This is a genomic window from Ramlibacter rhizophilus (assembly GCF_004681965.1).
In the GTDB taxonomy this organism is placed as follows: Bacteria; Pseudomonadota; Gammaproteobacteria; order Burkholderiales; family Burkholderiaceae_C; genus Ramlibacter; species Ramlibacter rhizophilus.
Genome location: NZ_SMLL01000005.1, coordinates 371904 through 389413, shown reverse-complemented (window position 1 = coordinate 389413; position 17510 = coordinate 371904). Strand labels below are relative to the sequence as shown.

Genomic DNA, 17510 nt, shown 5'->3' with positions numbered 1-17510 from the left:
GCGCTGGCCGTTCGCGCCTTCCGGCGTCCCGCCGTCCGGCCGGTCCTCTGGCTCCACGTGAACGCTCCTGGCGTCGCCGCTACCATGCGCCGATGCAAAGACTGACCATCGATTTCGTCTCCGACGTCGTGTGCCCCTGGTGTGCCGTGGGGCTGGGCTCGCTGGAGGCCGCGCTGCGGCGGCTGGAGGGCGAAGTGGAAGCCGAGGTGCGCTTCCAGCCCTTCCAGCTCAACCCGGACATGCCGCCCGAAGGCGAGGACATCACCGAGCACCTGGCGCGCAAGTACGGCTCCACGCCCGAGCAGCAGTCGGCTGCCTGGCGTTCGCTGCGCGAACGGGCGGCGGCCGTCGGCTTCGACTTCCGCGAGCAGGGGCGCGGGCGTACCTGGAACACGTTCGACGCCCACCGGCTGCTGCACTGGGCCGGCGAGCTCAGCCTGCAAGCGCAGCGCAGCCTCAAGCGCGGCCTGCTCGAGGCTTATTTCGGCCAGGGTGAGAACCCGTCGGATCCCGCGGTCCTGCTGCGCGAGGCCGAGCGCGCCGGCCTGGACGCGGCGCGCGCAGCCGAAGTTTTGGCAAACGGGGAGTTTGCCGACGAGGTGCGCAGGCAGCAGGCCTTCTACGCGGCCCATGGCATCCGGGCGGTGCCCTCGGTCATCGTGAATGGGCGACACCTGCTGCAAGGCGGCCAGCCGCCCGAGGTATTCGAGGCAGCCTTGCGGCAGATCGCGGCGGCGCCGACCTGAGTTCCGGGAACACTGGCACCCGGCCCGGTCTGTGAAGCGATTGGTCGTCACGACGAGTGCCAAAGCTCGCTCGGCCCGAGGTCGTGCGACTCCTGCGGATGCAACGGTCCGGTTTTGCAGGGTGGCCTGGGGTACCATGGCCTGCCCCGTCGAGCGCCGGACAGCGTCGATCCGCGTTGGCCGGCCGCGTCGCCTCGATCGACAAGCGCTCGTCTCCTGAAAGGATCCAGCCTCTTTTGGACCCCATTGGACAACGAACTGACCGCTGATCCCCCTCCGCTGCCCGCCCAGGCAGGCGCGGCCTTTGCTGCGGAGCCGGCGGTGCGCGGCACCCAACTGCTGGTCCTGGTTGTCGAGCGGGATCCCCACGTGCGGCAACTGGAGGCCTATTTCCTGCAGCAGGCCGGCTTCCAGGTCGCATTCGCTGCCGACGGCCGCGACGCCCTTGCCCAAGCCCGCGAGCAGCTCCCCGATGTCCTCATCACCGAAGTCCTGGTGCCCAAGCTGGACGGGCTGGCGCTGTGCCGCCAGCTCAAGCAGGACGAGCGCACCAAGCAGGTCGCGGTCCTCGTGTTCAGCATTCTTGCCGCCAGCAGCCGCGCCGCCGAAGCGGGCGCTGACGCATTCCTCATGAAACCTTTGGCCGAACAACGGTTGATCACCACCGTGCAGTCGCTCATCGAAGCCAACCGTCGAAAGGCCACCTCCCCATGAGCTCCTTCCCTGCAGCAGGTGTAGAACCACCTGAAACGAAGACGCTCGACCGCCTGAGCACCGGCAACCCGGAGCTCGACACCGTGCTGAGTGGCGGCTTCCCCGCCCACTCCATCAACATCCTGATGGGCGAGCCGGGCAGCGGCAAGACCATCCTGGCCGAACGGCTGATGTTCGCCAACGCCCAGGAGGGTGGCCGCCCCATCCTGTTCTTCACCACGCTGTCCGAGCCGGTGGACAAGGTCGTGCGCTACCTACAGCAGTTCCGCTTCTACGACGAGAGCAAGCTCGGCACCGTCATCCAGTACAGCTCGATCGGCGAGCAGCTTGCAGAGCAAGGGGTGGGTGCGCTCGTCGACATCATCGCGCAGGCCATCACCGAGATGCGCCCCCAGATCATCGTCATCGACTCGTTCAAGGCCATCCACGACCTGTCGACCTCGGTGCCGCAGATGCGCAAGATGCTGTACGAGGTGGCGGGCCTGCTGACGGCCTACGAGACCACCGCCTTCCTGGTTGGCGAGTACAGCGCCGACCAGATTTCCACCTACCCCGAGTTCGCGGTGGCCGACAGCATGGTCGAGCTGGCGCGCAACAAGCTCGGTTCGCGCGACGAGCGTTACCTGCGCGTGCTGAAGCTGCGCGGCAGTGCGTACATGGAAGGCCTGCATGGCTTCCGCATCTCGGATGATGGGCTGGTGGTGTTCCCCCGGCTCGTCAGCCCCGCACGTCCACCCGCCTATGACCTGCTGACCGAGCGCGTGCCCACGGGCATCGACGGCCTGGACAAGCTGCTGGACGGCGGCCTGCGGCGCGGGCGCTCGACCTTCGTGCTGGGCCAGACGGGCGCGGGCAAGACGACGCTGGCCATGCAGTTCGTCATCGAAGGCGTTCGGCGCAACGAGCCCTGCATGTACGTGTCCTTCGAGGAGAACCCGACCCAGCTGGAGGTCCAGCTGTCGGCATTCGGGCTGGATGCGAAGCAGGCCCAGGCGCAGGGCCTGCACTTCTACTACGTCTCGCCGGTGGAACTGCAGATCGACAGCATCGTCGCGACGATCTACCGCACGGTGAAGGCGTCGGGTATCAGGCGCCTCGTGGTCGACGCGGTCGGCGACTTGATGATGACGACCACCGACCCGCACCGCCTGCACAGCTACCTGTATGCATTGGCGCAGCATTTCGCGGTGGAGGGCGTCTCCAGCGTGTTCACCTACGAGACCATCGGCAAGGACATGTTCACCGAGACGCGCATGAGCGCCCTGGCCGACAACGTCCTGCTGCTGAGCATCCAGTTCGAAGGCCGCCGCGCGCAGCGGACGCTGCGCGTGGTGAAGGCCCGTGGCATCGCCCATGACATGGACGAGCACGACCTGGCCATCACCGCCAACGGGATCGAGGTGGGATGACATGGCGCTCGGCTCCTTCCAGGTGGACAAGCGGGCCCAGCAACTGCGCAAGCTCACGGAGATCAGCCGCGCGCTGACCTATGCCGTCTCGCTGGGCGAGGTCCTCGACCTGACCGTCCGCCGGGCCGCTGAGCTGCTGGAGTCGCATCGCTCGGTCCTCATGCTGACCGACGACCAGGGGCTGCTGTCGGTGCAGGCGTCCTTCGGGCTGGACGACGCGATGCTGGACACCTTCCACGAGCCGCTGCAGGAGACCCTCATCGCCCGCCTGGAAGCCCTGCTCGTCAAGGGACCGAACGAGCGTTTCCTGGGTGTGCCGCTGGTTGCGGGGGGCGACGTGACCGGTTTGCTCGCCGTCGCCAAGCCCACCACCGAGGGCACGAGCGACGAGGACGACGACGAATGGCTGCTCTCGGCGCTGGCCGACCAGGCAGCGGTTGCGCTGGAGAAGTCGCGCCTGGACGAGACCGCCGAATTCCGCGAACGGCTCATCGGCATCGTCAGCCATGACCTGCGCAACCCCGTTGCGGTGATCATGCTGGCGTCGAGCGTCCTGGCGCGCTGGGAGCAGCTCGAGCCGGCCGCAGTCAACAAGCTGATCACACGCATCCAGACCGCCGGGCGGCGCGCCTCGGACATGATCCGGGACCTGCTCGACTTCACGCAGGCGCGGCTTGGCAGCGGCATACCGATCGGGCGCAAGGCGACGGACTTGCATGGCATCGTTCGCCAGGTGGTCGAAGAGGTCGAGATTGCCCATCCCGAACGCACCTTCTCGCTGCACCACAGCGGCAACGCGCAGGGCCAATGGGACCCCGACCGCCTCGCCCAGGTCATCGGAAACCTGCTTTCGAACGCCATTGCCTACAGCCCGAAGCAGTCGACGATTCGCATCACGACGGACGGCACCGCGGCCGACATCGTCGCGCTGGTGATGGAGAACGACGGCCCGGCCATCCCGGCGGAGGTGCTGCCGCACCTGTTCGAGCCCATGCGGCGGGCTTCGGCCGAGCTCACCAATCTCAACCGCAGCGTCGGGCTCGGCCTGTACATCGTCAAGCACATCGTCGAGGCCCACGGCGGCAAGGTGAGCGTGACCTCGGCCGAAGGTGCCGGCACGGCGGTGCGCGTGGAGTTGCCGCGCCGCGTCTAGTCGATCGTCGCAACAGAGACGTTGCAGCGCCTGCTGCAATCAGCGCTCGCCGGCTTCCCGGGAACCGCTCGCACCGTCCCGGCGGCCATCGGCGAAGGCCGCACACCAGGCGATCAGTGCATCCGACTCCATGGACTTGTCGAAGACCTCGTCGCTGCCGAGCGCCATGCACTGCTCGCGCACCGCCTTGCTGGCCGTGGCGGTGAGGACCACCACCTTCTGATCGGGCTGTCGCGTGCGCAGGGCCCGCAGCACGCCCAGACCGCTGCCCTGGCCTTCGAGGATGAGGTCCACGATGGCCAGGTCCCAGGGCTGTCCCGCCTCGTCCAGCCAGCGCAGGGCTTCACCTTCGCTCGCCGCCGTGCCGGTGGTCTCGATGCCGGCCATCTCGGACAGCGCGCCGGACAATCCCTCGCGGATGGCCAGGCTGTCTTCGACGATGAAAGCGGTGACGGGCACGTTGGAGGCAAGCGCTGGGGGCGGCTTCAGGCTGCCCGACCACGCCGCCATGATGCCCTGAGCCGTGCCCGCGCCGCAAGACAGTCTTCAGTGCTCGTCCTGCTGGATGGGCAGGCAGGAACAGAAGAGGTTGCGGTCGCCCCAGGCGTTGTCCACCCGGCCCACGGGCGGCCAGTACTTGGCGTGCCGGCGCGCGTCCAGCACGGCCGCGCCGGTCTCGCGCGGGTAGGGGTGGGTCCACTCCTGGCGCAGCAGGCTCGCGGCCGTGTGCGGTGCGTGCTTGAGCGGGTTATCGTCCTGGGGCCACTCGCCCGACTCCACGCGGCGGATCTCGCCCCGGATGGCGACCATGGCCTCGATGAAGCGCTCCAGCTCGTCCAGCGTCTCGCTCTCGGTGGGCTCCACCATCAGGGTGCCGGGCACCGGGAAGCTGAGCGTGGGCGCGTGGAAGCCGTAGTCGATCAGCCGCTTGGCCACGTCCTCGGCCGTGATGCCGCAGCGCTCCTTGATGGGCCGCAGGTCCAGGATGCACTCGTGCGCCACATGGCCGTTGGGGCTGGCATAGAGCGTGGGGTAGTGGTCCTTCAGGCGGGTGCTGATGTAGTTGGCCGAGAGGATGGCCACCTCGGTGGCCTGGCGCAGGCCCTCGGCGCCCATCATGCGGCAGTACATCCAGCTGATGGGCAGGACGGCCGCGTTGCCCAGCGGCGCGGCCGAGACGGCGCCCACCGCGCGCCCGGTCATGCCGCTGCTCGCATGCCCCGGCAGGAAGGGCACCAGGTCCTCGACCACGCACACCGGCCCCACGCCCGGGCCGCCGCCGCCGTGGGGAATGCAGAAGGTCTTGTGCAGGTTCAGGTGGCTCACGTCGCCGCCGAACTCGCCGGGCGCGGCCACGCCCACCAGCGCGTTCATGTTGGCGCCGTCCACGTACACCCGGCCACCGTAGCGGTGCACCATGGCGCACAAGTCCTTGACCTGCGTCTCGAAGACGCCGTGCGTGCTGGGGTAGGTGATCATCACCGCGGCCAGGCGCTCGGCATGCTGGCGGCACTTGGCCTCCAGGTCCGCCAGGTCCACGTTGCCGGCCGCGTCGCAGGCGGTCACCACCACCTGCATGCCCACCATCTGCGCGCTGGCCGGGTTGGTGCCGTGCGCGGAGGAGGGGATGAGGCAGACCTTGCGATGGCCTTCGCCGCGGCTTTCATGCCAGGCCTTGATCGCCAGCAGGCCCGCGTACTCCCCCTGCGAGCCGGCGTTGGGCTGCAGGCTGATGCCGGCGTAGCCCGTGGCCTCGCACAGCCAGGCGCGCAGCTGCGCGTCCAGCTCGGCATAGCCCTGCAGCTGGTCGGCCGGCGCGAAGGGATGCACCTGGGCGAATTCCGGCCAGGTGATGGGGATCATCTCGCTGGTGGCATTGAGCTTCATGGTGCAGCTGCCCAGCGGGATCATGGTGCGGTCCAGCGCCAGGTCCTTGTCGGACAGGCTGCGGATGTAGCGCAGCATGCCGGTCTCGCTGTGGTGCGTGTTGAAGACCGGGTGGGTCAGGAAGGCGCTCGTGCGGCGCAGCTGCGGCGGGATCGCCGGCTCCAGGCCGCGTTCGAAGTCCGCCACCTCCGGCAGATCCTGGCCGGGCCGGGCGAAGATGGACCACAGCAGCGCCAGGTCCTCGCGGGTGGTGGTCTCGTCCAGCGAGATGCACAGGTACTCGCCAAAGTACACCCGCAGGTTGGCCCCCAGCGCATGGCCGCGCGCCAGCAGCACCTGGGTCTGCTCGCCGGTGTGCAGGGACAGGGTGTCGAAGAAGGCCTCGCTGCGCGGCTGCCAGCCCAGCTGCTCCAGCCCGCGCGCCAGGATGGCGGTGTAGCTGGCCACGCGCTGCGCGATGCGCCGCAGCCCCTGGGGGCCGTGGTAGACCGCGTACATGCTGGCCACCACTGCCGGCAGCACCTGCGCCGTGCAGATGTTGGAGGTGGCCTTCTCGCGGCGGATGTGCTGCTCGCGCGTCTGCAGCGCCAGGCGATACGCCGGGTTGCCGTGCGCGTCCACGCTCACGCCCACCAGGCGGCCGGGCAGCGAGCGCTTGTACTCGTCGCGGCAGGCCATGTAGGCCGCGTGCGGGCCACCCGCGCCCATGGGCATGCCGAAGCGCTGCGTGGTGCCCACCACGATGTCGGCGCCGAACTCACCCGGTGCCGCCAGCAGGGTGAGGGCCAGCAGGTCCGCCGCCACGATGAAGGCCGCCTGCCTGGCATGCACCGTGACCACGTCCGCGCGCAGGTCGTCGATGCGGCCGCTGGTCGAGGGGTACTGGGCCAGCACCGCGAAGTAGTCGCCGGCCAGGGCCTCGGCCCATTCGGCGGCCGAGTTGGCCACGCGCAGTTCGATGCCCAGCGGCGCCGCGCGGGTCTGGATCACCTCCAGCGTCTGCGGGTGGCAGTCACCGGCCACCACGAAGACGTCGCTCTTGCTGCGCACGCTGCGGCGCGCCAGCGTCATGGCTTCGGCCGCGGCGGTGGCCTCGTCGAGCATGGACGCGTTCGCGATGGGCATGCCGGTGAGGTCGCAGACCATGGTCTGGAAGTTCACCAGCGCCTCCATGCGGCCCTGGCTGATCTCGGCCTGGTAGGGCGTGTAGGCGGTGTACCAGGCCGGGTTCTCCAGCACGTTGCGCAGGATGACCGGCGGCGTGATGGTGCCGTGGTAGCCCTGGCCGATGAAGCTGCGCATGACCCGGTTGCGCGAGGCGATGGCGCGCAGCTCGGCGAGCGCCGCGGCTTCGCCCACGGGCGGCGGCAGGCGCATGTCGGTGTTGCGGGCGATGGCGCGCGGCACGATCCCCTCGATCAGCGCGCGGCGGGAGGCCTCGCCGACCACCGACAGCATCTTGGCCTCGTCGTCTGCGGTGATGCCGATGTGGCGCGGGATGAATTCGGCGGCGTTTTCCAGTTCGCCGAGCGGGCGGGCGGTGGGCATCAGCATCTGAGGGCGTTCCGTGGCGGGGCGGGGGTGGCGTCGATCAGGCGTTCTTCGCGAATTCGCCGTAGGTGGTCTCGTCCATGAGCGCGTCGAGCTCGCCGGGGGCGGCCAGGCGCACCTTGAAGAACCAGCCCTGGCCCAGGGGGTCGCTGTTGGCGAGCGAGGGGTCGGCACGCAGGGCCTCGTTGACCTCGGTGACCTCGCCCTCCAGCGGCATGTACACGTCGGCGGCGGCCTTGACGGACTCCACCACGCCGGCGACTTCGCCCTTGGCATAGCGGCGGCCGACCTCGGGCAGATCGACGAAGACCACGTCGCCCAGCGCGTCCTGCGCGTGGGCCGTGATGCCGACCGTCGCGGGACCATCGCCCTCGGTGCGGATCCACTCGTGTTCCTGGGTGTACTTGAGGCTCATGGGTTCTCCTTGGTATGAATGGGTTCAGGCGGCCGGACCGCGCCAGTAGCGGTTCGCGACGAAAGGCATGGGGGACACCTCCACCGGCACGGGCTTGCCGCGCACCAGCGCGCGCAGGCGGGTTCCGGCGGCGGCGTGCGCGGTCTCGACATAGGCCATGGCCACGGGCTTGTCCAGGCTCGGCGCGAGCAGGCCGCTGGTCACCTCGCCGACGCGCCGGCCGCTTTCGTCCTGCAGCTCGGTGTGCTCGCGCACGGGCACCCGCTCCAGTGCAACGAGGCCCACGCGCTTGCGCTGGACGGGCACCGTACCCTGGAGCTGGCCCAGGACGCGATCCGCGCCGGGGAAGCCGCCGGCGCGCGCGCCGCCCGCGCGGCGGACCTTCTGGATCGCCCAGTTCAGGCCTGCCTCGACCGGCGTGGTGCTGGTGTCGATGTCGTTGCCGTACAGGCACAGGCCCGCTTCCAGGCGCAGCGAGTTGCGCGCGCCCAGGCCGACGGGCTGCACCTCGGGCTGCACCAGCAGCGTGCGGGCCAGGGTCTCGGCATGCGCCGCGGGCACGGAAATCTCGAACCCGTCTTCCCCGGTGTAGCCGCTGCGGGTGATGAACAGGCCGATGCCCTGCCAGTCGAAGCCGCCGCCGGTCATGAAGACCAGCGCCAGCACGCCGGGCACCAGCCGCGCCAGCGCGTCGGCGGCCTGCGGCCCCTGCAGCGCGAGCAGGGCGCGGTCCGGCAGCGGCACGATCTCGCAGCGGGTGCCGATGCGCGCCTGCAGGTGGGCGATGTCGCCGTCCTTGCAGGCGCCGTTGACCACGACGAAGTAGTCGGTCCCGCGGTTGATGAACATCAGGTCGTCGATGATCGTGCCCTCGTCGGTCAGCAGCAGGCCGTAGCGCTGCTTGCCCGCGGGCAGGTCGATCACGTCCACCGGCATGAGCGACTCCAGCGCCGCGCCGGCCCCGGGGCCGCGCACCAGCAGCTGGCCCATGTGCGAGACGTCGAAGAGGCCAGCGGCCTGGCGGGTGTGGTGGTGCTCGGCCATGAGCCCGGCCGGGTACTGCACGGGCATGTGGTAGCCGGCGAAGGGCACCATGCGGGCGCCCAGTTCGAGGTGCAGCGCGTGCAGCGGGGTGTGCCGAAGCTCGGCGGTGGACGGTGGGGCGGCGGACATGGCCTTCCTTTTCTGGAACCCAGGCTGCGAACCATGGCCGAGGCCATGGAGGAGCCCGGCTGTCCGCTTTACCTGAGAGATTCACCCCTGGCGGGGTTTGCTCCTTCGGTGGGTCCGCGCGAGGCGGACCTCTCTCCAGCTGGGAAAACGCCGGCTGCACCGGCGTGTCCGTCAGTCCCTTGTACCTGAGCGTTCGGCAGTCAAGCCTGCGCCTTCGGTGGCTGAGGCCTTGGGGCGACAGCGCTCTCCTGACGGACGCCGCATTCTAGCGAGCCTGCGCGGGGCCGTGCCTACATGTTGGTGTAGTTCGGGCCGCCGCCGCCTTCGGGAACGACCCAGACGATGTTCTGCGTCGGGTCCTTGATGTCGCAGGTCTTGCAGTGCACGCAGTTCTGGGCATTGATCTGCAGGCGGTCCTGGCCGCCCTCGTCCTTGACGAACTCGTAAACGCCAGCCGGGCAGTAGCGCTGCTCCGGGCCGGCGTACAGCGACAGGTTCACCTGCACCGGAACGGCGCCGTCCTTGAGCGTGAGGTGCGGCGGCTGGTCCTCGGAGTGGTTGGTGTTGGAGATGAACACCGAGGAGAGCTTGTCGAAGGTGAGCTTGCCGTCCGGCTTGGGATAGGCGATGGGCTTGCACTGGTCGGCCGGCTTGAGGTAGGTGTGGTCCGGCCGCTCGCGGTGCAGGGTCCAGGGGATGCGGCCGTTGAGCAGCAGCTGCTCGATGCCGGTCATCACCGTGGCCACGGTCAGCCCCTTCTTGAACCACTGCTTGAAGTTGCGCGCCTTGTTCAGCTCGGCATGCAGCCAGGAGCGCTCGAAGAGCTCCGGGTAGGCCGTGAGTTCGTCGTGCTGGCGCCCTTCGGCCAGCGCGGCGAAGGCCGCCTCGGCCGCCAGCATGCCGGTCTTGATGGCCGCATGGCTGCCCTTGATGCGCGAGGCGTTGAGGTAGCCCGCATCGCAGCCCACCAGGGCGCCGCCGGGGAACACGGTCTTGGGCAGGGACAGCAGCCCGCCCACGGTCAATGCCCGCGCGCCGTAGCCCAGGCGCTTGGCCGGCCGGCCGCCGGCAGGCGTGTCGAAGTACCAGCGAATGTTGGGGTGCGTCTTGAAGCGCTGGAACTCCTCGTAGGGCGACAGCCACGGGTTGGCGTAGTCCAGGCCGACCACGAAGCCCACCGCCACCTGGTTGCCTTCCATGTGATAGAGGAAGGAGCCGCCGTAGGTGCTGCTCTCCAGCGGCCAGCCGGCGCTGTGCAGGGCCAGGCCCGGCGTGTGGCGGGCCGGGTCGATCTCCCAGACTTCCTTGATGCCGATGCTGTAGCTTTGCGGGTCGCGCCCCTCGTCGAGCTTGTAGTGGGCGATGAGCTGCTTGCCCAGGTGGCCGCGCGAGCCCTCGGCGAAGATGGTGTACTTGGCATGCAGTTCCATGCCCAGCTGGAAGCCCTCGGTGGGCTGGCCGTCGCGGCCGATGCCCATGTTGGCGGTGGCCACGCCCTTGACCGAGCCGTCCTCGTTGTAAAGGACCTCGGCGGCGGGAAAGCCGGGGAAGATCTCCACGCCCAGCGCTTCGGCCTGCTGCGCCAGCCAGCGCGTCACGTTGGCCAGGCTCACGATGTAGTTGCCGTGGTTGCCGAAGTTGGGCGGCAGCATGACGTTGGGCGTGCGCACCGCGCCGCGTTCGCCCAGGAACAGGAAGATGTCCTCGGTGACCGGCTGGTTCAGTGGCGCGCCGCGCTGCTTCCAGTCCGGGAACAGCTCGGTGATGGCGATCGGGTCCATGATCGCGCCGGAGAGCACGTGCGCCCCGGGCTCGGAGCCTTTTTCCAGCACCACGACGGAGACCTCGCGGTCTTCCTCGGCGGCCAGCTGCTTGAGGCGGATGGCGGTGGACAGGCCGGCCGGTCCGCCGCCGACGATCACCACGTCGTACTCCATGGACTCGCGGGGTCCGAATTGGGCCAGGATCTCGTCGTTCGTCATGGGGTCTCGCTCATAATGTTTTTCGTGATTCGCGCACCCCGGGGGGTGCGCGCGGCTGCCCGGAATTCTATGCGTCAGTGTTCGGCCGGCCGCGGCCGCCAAAGGAGATGAGCAGGTGAGCTACAGCATCGATCTTTCCGGCCGCGTCGCCTTCGTGACCGGCGCGTCCAGCGGCCTGGGGGCGCAGTTCGCGCGCACCCTGGCCTGCGCCGGCGCGGCCGTGGTGCTGGCGGCGCGCCGCGTGGACCAGCTCAAGGACCTGCGCGCGCGCATCGAGGGCGACGGCGGCGACGCGCACGTGCTGCCCCTGGACGTAACCGACCTGACCAGCATCCGCGCCGCCGTGGCGCATGCGGAGACCGAGGTCGGCTCCATCGATATCCTGGTCAACAACGCGGGCGTGAGCAGCACGCAGCGACTGGCCGACGTCACCGAGGAAGACTTCGACTACGTCTTCGACACCAACGTCAAGGGCGCCTTCTTCACGGCCCAGGAGGTTGCCCGCCGCATGCTCGCGCGGGCCCGCGGCGCGGCGCCCGGCACCTTCACCGGGGGACGCATCATCAACATCTCGTCCACCGCGGGCCTGCGGACGCTGCCGCAGATCGGCCCGTACGCGATGAGCAAGGCCGCCGTCATCCACATGACCAAGGCCATGGCGCAGGAGTGGGGGCGCTACGAGATCAACGTGAACGCCATCTGCCCGGGCTACATCGACACCGAGATCAACCACCTGCACTGGGATACCGAGCAGGGCCGCAAGCTGGTGCAGATGCTGCCGCGCAAGCGCGTGGGCAAGCCCGAGGACCTCGATGCGCTCATCGTGCTGCTGGCCAGCAGCGAAAGCCACTTCATCAACGGCGCCGTGATCCAGGCCGACGACGGCTTCGCGCTCTGAGCCCCTCCATGAAGATCGACATTCCCGAAAAGAAAAAGCTGGTGCATGAGATGACCCTGGCCATCCGCTGGGGCGACATGGACGCCATGGGGCACGTGAACAACACGGTGTACTTCCGCTACCTGGAGACCATCCGCATCGAGTGGCTGCGCTCCCTGGGCGGACCGCCGGACCCGAAGGGGCAGGGCCCGGTGATCGTGAACGCCTTCTGCAACTTCCACCGCCAGCTCGAATACCCCGGCGATCTGCGCGTGCGCATGTACGCGAGCGACCCGGGCCGCAGCAGCTTCGAGACCTGGGCGACCATCGAGCGACTGGACGATCCCGGCGTGGTCTATGCCAGTGGCGGCGCGACGACGGTGTGGGTGGATTTCCCGGCCGGCAAGTCGGCCGCGTTGCCCGACTGGTTGCGCGCGCAGCTCGGATAGCCCTCCGACTTCCGCGAGCGCTGCCGTCCGACACGGCATGCGGATGGCCGCGATCCCCGGCGCTGACTGGCGCTCGCTAGGGTTCGGCCATGCTGTTCCGAAGTGAAGTCCTCCGCTGGGCGCCACGCGCCGCCGCCGCATCATGGGTGCTGGCCGTCGCGGCCTGTGGTGGCGGTGGCGGTGGGCAGACGGCCGCGGCACCGGAGCCGGCCGCGCCTCCCGTGGCGGCGGCACCCGACGCCGCCGGCGTCCAGGTGCGCGAGCTCGATACCACCCTGGATCGACCCTGGGGGCTGGCCTTCCTTCCGGACGGGCGCCTGCTGGTGACCGAACGCGGAGGCGGACTCAGGCTGCTGTCGGCTTCGGGCGTGGCTTTGCAGGACATCGCCGGCACGCCCGCCGTGGACACGCGCGGGCAGGGCGGCTTGCTCGGCATCGCGCTCGATCCGGACTTCGCCCGCAACCGCCGCGTCTACCTGAGCTTCTCCGAGCCCGACGCGCAGCAGCCGGCGCTGACCGGCACTGCGGTGGCGCGCGCCGTCTGGCCCGAAGGCGCGCAGCGCCTGCAGGAGGTGGCCGTGATCTGGCGCCAGCAGCCCAAGGTGGATGCGACTTCGCATTACGGCTCGCGCCTGGTGTTCGACGGCAGCGGCGCCCTGTTCGTGACGACCGGCGACCGCAACCGCGCGGACCAGCGCGCGCTGGTGCAGGACCCTGGCGCGGGCCCCGGGAAGATCGTTCGCATCACGACCGAAGGCCAGGCGGCGGCAGGCAACCCCGGCTGGGACGATCCGGACGCCATCCCCGGCTTGTGGAGCCTGGGCCACCGCAACGCGCAGGGTGCCGCGCTGCACCCCGGCACGGGGGAGTTGTGGATCAGCGAGCATGGCCCCGACGGTGGAGACGAAATCAATCGCGTGCTGGCCGGGCGCAACTACGGCTGGCCCCGCGTGAGCCGCGGCTACGAATACGGCACCACCGAACCCGCCGGCGCCGCGAGCCTTCCGGCCATGGAGGAGCCGGTCTGGAGCTGGGAGCGCGAAGACGGCGCCCCCTGGACGGAAGGGCCGAAATCCTCCATCGCCCCGGCCGGCATCGCCTTCTACACCGCCGCCGCCGTGCCACAGTGGCGCGGCAGCCTCTTCGTCACCTCGCTCGCAGGGCGCTCGCTCTGGCGGCTCACGCTGGAGGGCAACCGGGTGGTCGGCCAGGAGCGCCTGCTGGCTTCGCGCGGCGAGCGGCTGCGTGACGTGGCGCAGGGACCGGACGGCGCCCTCTACCTGCTCACCGACAGCGGCAAGCTGCTGCGTTACGGCGCGCCCTGACCGGGTGCCGCCTCGGCAGCCGGCTTGGCTCTGGGAACGCGGCCCAGCAGGTAGAACTCCGCGTTGGGCTGCATGTCCGAGAAGCTCGCCATGCGGTTGGACAGGCCGAAGAAGGCGGTGATGGCGGCGATATCCCAGGCATCCTCGTCGCTGAAGCCGTGGGCGTGCAGGGCCTCGAAGTCGGCGTCCCCGATCTCGTGCGAGCGCTCGCAGACCTTCAGTGCGAAGTCGAGCATGGCGCGCTGGCGCGGCGTGATGTCGGCCTTGCGGTAGTTGACCGCCACCTGGTCGGCCACCAAGGGTTTCTTCTCGTAGATGCGCAGGATGGCGCCATGCGCCACCACGCAGTACAGGCACTGGTTGGCCGCGCTGGTGGCGGTGACGATCATCTCGCGGTCGCCCTTGCTGAGGCTGCCGTCTTCCTTGAGCATGAGGGCGTCGTGGTAGGCGAAGAAGGCGCGCCACTCCGCCGGCCGCCGCGCCAGGGCCAGGAAGACGTTGGGGATGAAGCCGCTCTTTTCCTGGACCTCCAGGATGCGCTGGCGAATGTCCTCGGGGAGGGCGTTGAGGTCGGGGTGGGGGTAGCGGGGCATGGTGCTGCAGGGGCTGGGGGCGTGAAGCGGGAGGCTAGGGGAAGGCGCAGGGAAGAGGGGAGGCGGTTTGCCCTAGGCCACAGACCCCATCGGCCCCCAACCGTTCGGGCTGAGCCTGTCGAAGCCCTGCGCCAGACGACCACGCGAGCCCTTCGACAGGCTCAGGGCGAACGGATGTGTTTGATCGGCATGCCGTTCACCGGGGCCTTGGCCGCGGTGAATAAAAGCTCAGGGTGAACGGATGGTTGCAGCCCCTAGCCCCTGGACCCTTCTCTCTCCACCCTGGCCTGGATGCGGTCCCGCAGCCGCAGCCGTCCCGCATCCGCCAGCATGCGTCCGGCCCAACGGTAGACGTTGTTCTCCTGCACGGTGGTGCGCAGGCTGGCCATGCGCTCGCGCTGCTCGGGCTCGGCCATGGTGAGGGCGCGGTGCATGGCGTCCGCGGTCTCTTCCACGTGGTAGGGGTTGACGATGAGCGCCTCGCGCAGCTCGCGGGCCGCACCGGCGAAGCGGCTGAGGAGCAGCACCCCGCGCTCGTCGTCGCGCGCGGCGACGAACTCCTTGCACACCAGGTTCATGCCGTCGTGCAGGCTGGTCACGGCGCACAGGTCGGCGGCGCGGAACAGCTCGTTGACGGCATCGTGGTCGTGGTGGGTGGCCAGCAGCCGCACCGGCTCGTAGCCGGGCTGGCCGAAGCGGCGGTTGATGCGCTGCGTGACGCGCTGGATGCGGTCCTGGAAGGCCTGGTACTCCTCCAGGTCGCTGCGGGTGGGCGCGGCGACCTGCACGAAGACGAAGCGGCCGCGCCATTCGGGGTACTTCTCCAGCAGGCGCTCGACGGCATGGAAGCGCTCCAGGATGCCCTTGGTGTAGTCGAAGCGGTCCACGCCCACGCCGATGCGCGCGTCGGGCGGCAGCTGCAGGCGATCGATGACGGCCTGCCGGCATTGCGCGACCGGCGCCCAGCGCGCCACCGTCTCGGGCGTCGGCCATTCGATGGAGATGGGGTAGTTCTCGATCAGCGTCTCGGCGCCGCCGAAGGTGACGGTGGCGTGCTCGGGCTCGATGCGTGCCTCCAGCAGCCGGTCCACCGTCTCCATGAAGTTCTTGCAGTGAAAGCGCGTGTGGAAGCCCAGGATGGTGCTGCCCAGCATGCCCTGGAGGATCTCGCGTCGCCAGGGGCAGATGCCGAAGGACTCGGGGTTCGGCCAGGGGATGTGCCAGAAGGTGAGGATGGTCGCCCGCGGCAGGCGTTCGCGGATCATCGCGGGCAGCAGCGCGAAGTGGTAGTCCTGGACCAGCACCACCGGGTCCTCGCTGCGCGCCTCGGCCACCACCGCGTCGGCGAAGCGCTGGTTCACCGCCTTGTACTGCTGCCAGTCTGACTCGCGGAACACCGGCCGCACGTGGGCCACGTGGCACAGCGGCCACAGGCCCTCGTTGGCGAAGCCGTAGTAGTAGCCGCGCTCTTCCTCCTCGCTCAGCCAGATGCGGCGCAGCTGGTAGTCGGGGTGTTCGGGCGGCACGCCCACGCGGTCGTGGGCATCGACGGTCTCGCGATCGGCCGAGCCGCCGCCGTGCGCGATCCAGGTGCCCGAGCAGGCCCGCATCACGGGTTCCACCGCCGTCACGAGACCGCTGGCCGGCCGGCGCACGACCACGCCCGTGGGGCTTTGGTCATGGATGTAGGGCTCGCGGTTGGAGACCACGATGACCTGGTCGCCGCGCAGCTGCGTCTGCAGCAGGCTGCGCAGGCGCTCGGGGCTCCAGGAGGTTTCCATGCCCTGAGCGCGGCGGAACTCGTCCTCCAGGTCGCGCAGCCGGTGGCGCAGCTCGTGGGCCAGGGGTTCCAGTTCGGGCGCCGTGGTGGACACGGTCCCGGTGGGCGGCAGCAGCAGCCCGTCGCCGCGCAGCAGCGAGCGCGCGCCGGCCATCCAGCCGCGCCAGCTCAGTTGCGCCACCACCATGGTGATGAGCGCCACCAGCAGCCCCAGCCCGCCCATGAACGCCAGCAGGTAGCGCTGCGTGTTCTGGCTGCGCAGCTCGGCGAAGCGCACGTCCTGCATCAGCGCGATGGACACGCGCTGGCCGTTCTCCAGCGTGATCTCGTGCAGGCCCAGGTGCACCGGACCGCCCGCCACGGTCACGCGCGGGTCCTCCTGTGCGGCGACGGATTCGATGTCACGGCAGCTCAGGTCGGTCGGGAAGGACGGGCTGCGCCGCAGGGGATTGCGGTCCTGCCCGCACACGGCCATGGCCACCAGCCGTTCGTCCTTGGTCGCGCGTTCGAACAGCGCCTGCAGCCGCGCCGGGCGCCGCTCGCTCAGGGCGTCGCCGACGGTGTCGGTCAGTGCCGCCGCGATGGCGGCACCGCGCACGTTCAGGTCGCGGGTGAACCAGCGCATGGTGAGCTGGTCCAGCAGCGACGAGGCGAGGTAGGCCGCGCCGGCGAGCGCGAGAAGCAGGGGGAGGAGGAATCGAAGCTGGAGTCGGAGGGTCTTCATCAAGTGCAGGTTCGCCCGCGGCCGCTGGCGCGCGGGTGGGATGGGGAACCGGCCATTATGCAAAGGCCCTGCTACGCAGCCCCCGCCATGAGCTTGTGCACCAGGTCGGCGGTGGTGTTCGCCTTGTACTTGCGCATCAGGCGCGCGCGGTAGATCTCCACGGTGCGATGGCTGATGGCCAGGGTCTTGCCGATCTCCTTGGAGGTCATGCCGTCCAGCAGCCGGGCGGCGACCTCGCGCTCGCGGGCCGTGAGTTCGGCTTTCACGGGGCGCTGCGCGCTCAGGTCCTCGAAGGACCAGATGCCCGCTTCGTGCGGGGCCGCCCGGTTGAGCGCCCGCCCGGTCACGTGGCACCAGAACACCTCGCCGCCGGCGCGCATCATGATGCGGTCGTCGGCGTAGTGGCCGCGCGCATTGAGGATGGGCGTCATGCGCGCGCCCAGGCGCTCGTATTCGTCCACGCTCGGGTACAGCACCTGGAAGGACTGCCCGATCAGGGCTTCGCGGTCGCTTGCGAACATCTCGCACAGCTGCCGGTTGCAGTCCACGATGTGCCGGTTGCGCGACACGCACAGCCCCACCGGGGCGAGGTCGAAGACGCTGCGGTAGTCGATGTCCATGGGGTGTCCCTCTAGGAATTTCTACGTATTGGAATACGTAGTATCGTAGCGCTCCCTCCGGCCTCGCCCTGCGGCCTCGCCGTGCCTGCTTTTCCACTGAGGAGACACTTCG

The 17510-nt window shown here is 69.5% G+C and carries 15 protein-coding genes and 2 riboswitches; of the genes, 7 read left to right on the top strand and 8 right to left on the bottom strand.

Annotated features, from left to right (window positions below; genetic code table 11):
- The first annotated feature begins 92 nt into the window (after positions 1–92).
- The 4 genes from EZ242_RS14705 (at position 93) to EZ242_RS14690 (ending at position 4022) form a co-directional block, all read left to right on the top strand.
- Positions 93–746 carry a DsbA family oxidoreductase gene (locus tag EZ242_RS14705; protein ID WP_135285915.1) on the top strand — a complete coding sequence of 218 codons (654 nt, stop codon included), beginning with the start codon at positions 93–95 and terminating at the stop codon, positions 744–746.
- Between the two features lie 246 nt (positions 747–992).
- Complete coding sequence (locus tag EZ242_RS14700) at positions 993–1460, top strand: response regulator (protein WP_205960661.1); 468 nt, start codon at positions 993–995, stop codon at positions 1458–1460.
- Entirely contained in the window at positions 1457–2869 is a 1413-nt protein-coding gene (locus EZ242_RS14695; protein WP_135285914.1) for a DUF7125 family protein, read from the top strand. The genes EZ242_RS14700 and EZ242_RS14695 overlap by 4 nt, the downstream gene beginning before the upstream one ends.
- A 1-nt stretch (position 2870) precedes the next feature.
- Positions 2871–4022: a GAF domain-containing sensor histidine kinase gene (locus EZ242_RS14690; RefSeq protein WP_205960660.1), complete on the top strand. Its 1152-nt coding sequence runs from the start codon at positions 2871–2873 to the stop codon at positions 4020–4022.
- 39 nt (positions 4023–4061) lie between these two features.
- On the opposite strand, the gene EZ242_RS14685 is transcribed toward EZ242_RS14690, so the two are convergent.
- The 5 genes from EZ242_RS14685 to EZ242_RS14665 form a co-directional block, all read right to left on the bottom strand.
- A complete protein-coding gene (locus EZ242_RS14685) occupies positions 4062–4481 on the bottom strand; it encodes a response regulator (protein ID WP_135285912.1) in 420 nt (139 codons plus the stop codon).
- An 87-nt stretch (positions 4482–4568) separates the two neighbouring features.
- A complete protein-coding gene (gene gcvP, locus EZ242_RS14680; protein ID WP_135285911.1) occupies positions 4569–7463 on the bottom strand; it encodes an aminomethyl-transferring glycine dehydrogenase in 2895 nt (964 codons plus the stop codon).
- 37 nt (positions 7464–7500) lie between these two features.
- Positions 7501–7875, bottom strand: coding sequence for a glycine cleavage system protein GcvH (gene gcvH / locus EZ242_RS14675; RefSeq protein WP_135285910.1), 375 nt, complete (start codon positions 7873–7875; stop codon positions 7501–7503).
- Between the two features lie 24 nt (positions 7876–7899).
- A complete protein-coding gene (gcvT, locus tag EZ242_RS14670; protein ID WP_135285909.1) occupies positions 7900–9048 on the bottom strand; it encodes a glycine cleavage system aminomethyltransferase GcvT in 1149 nt (382 codons plus the stop codon).
- A gap of 49 nt (positions 9049–9097) precedes the next feature.
- A riboswitch (glycine riboswitch) is annotated at positions 9098–9197 on the bottom strand.
- A 13-nt stretch (positions 9198–9210) separates the two neighbouring features.
- Positions 9211–9309, bottom strand: a riboswitch (glycine riboswitch).
- Positions 9310–9338: 29 nt separating this feature from the next.
- Positions 9339–11030 (bottom strand): electron transfer flavoprotein-ubiquinone oxidoreductase, encoded by a 1692-nt coding sequence (locus EZ242_RS14665; RefSeq protein ID WP_135285908.1) that lies wholly within the window; start codon positions 11028–11030, stop codon positions 9339–9341.
- Positions 11031–11145: 115 nt separating this feature from the next.
- Between EZ242_RS14665 and EZ242_RS14660 the strand changes: the two genes are divergently transcribed.
- The 3 genes from EZ242_RS14660 (at position 11146) to EZ242_RS14650 (ending at position 13681) form a co-directional block, all read left to right on the top strand.
- Entirely contained in the window at positions 11146–11928 is a 783-nt protein-coding gene (locus tag EZ242_RS14660; RefSeq protein ID WP_135285907.1) for an SDR family oxidoreductase, read from the top strand.
- Positions 11929–11936: 8 nt separating this feature from the next.
- The gene (locus EZ242_RS14655) at positions 11937–12356 is read left to right on the top strand and encodes an acyl-CoA thioesterase (RefSeq protein WP_135285906.1); all 420 of its coding nucleotides are present in this window, start codon (positions 11937–11939) and stop codon (positions 12354–12356) included.
- A gap of 89 nt (positions 12357–12445) precedes the next feature.
- Positions 12446–13681 carry a PQQ-dependent sugar dehydrogenase gene (locus EZ242_RS14650; RefSeq protein WP_135285905.1) on the top strand — a complete coding sequence of 412 codons (1236 nt, stop codon included), beginning with the start codon at positions 12446–12448 and terminating at the stop codon, positions 13679–13681.
- Here EZ242_RS14650 and EZ242_RS14645 read toward each other — a convergent pair.
- The 3 genes from EZ242_RS14645 to EZ242_RS14635 form a co-directional block, all read right to left on the bottom strand.
- Positions 13666–14274 carry a peroxidase-related enzyme gene (locus EZ242_RS14645; protein WP_135285904.1) on the bottom strand — a complete coding sequence of 203 codons (609 nt, stop codon included), beginning with the start codon at positions 14272–14274 and terminating at the stop codon, positions 13666–13668. The two genes, EZ242_RS14650 and EZ242_RS14645, sit on opposite strands and share 16 nt — an antisense overlap.
- A 254-nt stretch (positions 14275–14528) precedes the next feature.
- Positions 14529–16778 (bottom strand): alpha,alpha-trehalose-phosphate synthase (UDP-forming), encoded by a 2250-nt coding sequence (locus EZ242_RS14640; RefSeq protein WP_135285903.1) that lies wholly within the window; start codon positions 16776–16778, stop codon positions 14529–14531.
- Between the two features lie 71 nt (positions 16779–16849).
- Entirely contained in the window at positions 16850–17398 is a 549-nt protein-coding gene (locus EZ242_RS14635; RefSeq protein ID WP_135285902.1) for a PAS and helix-turn-helix domain-containing protein, read from the bottom strand.
- Between the last annotated feature and the right edge of the window lie 112 nt (positions 17399–17510).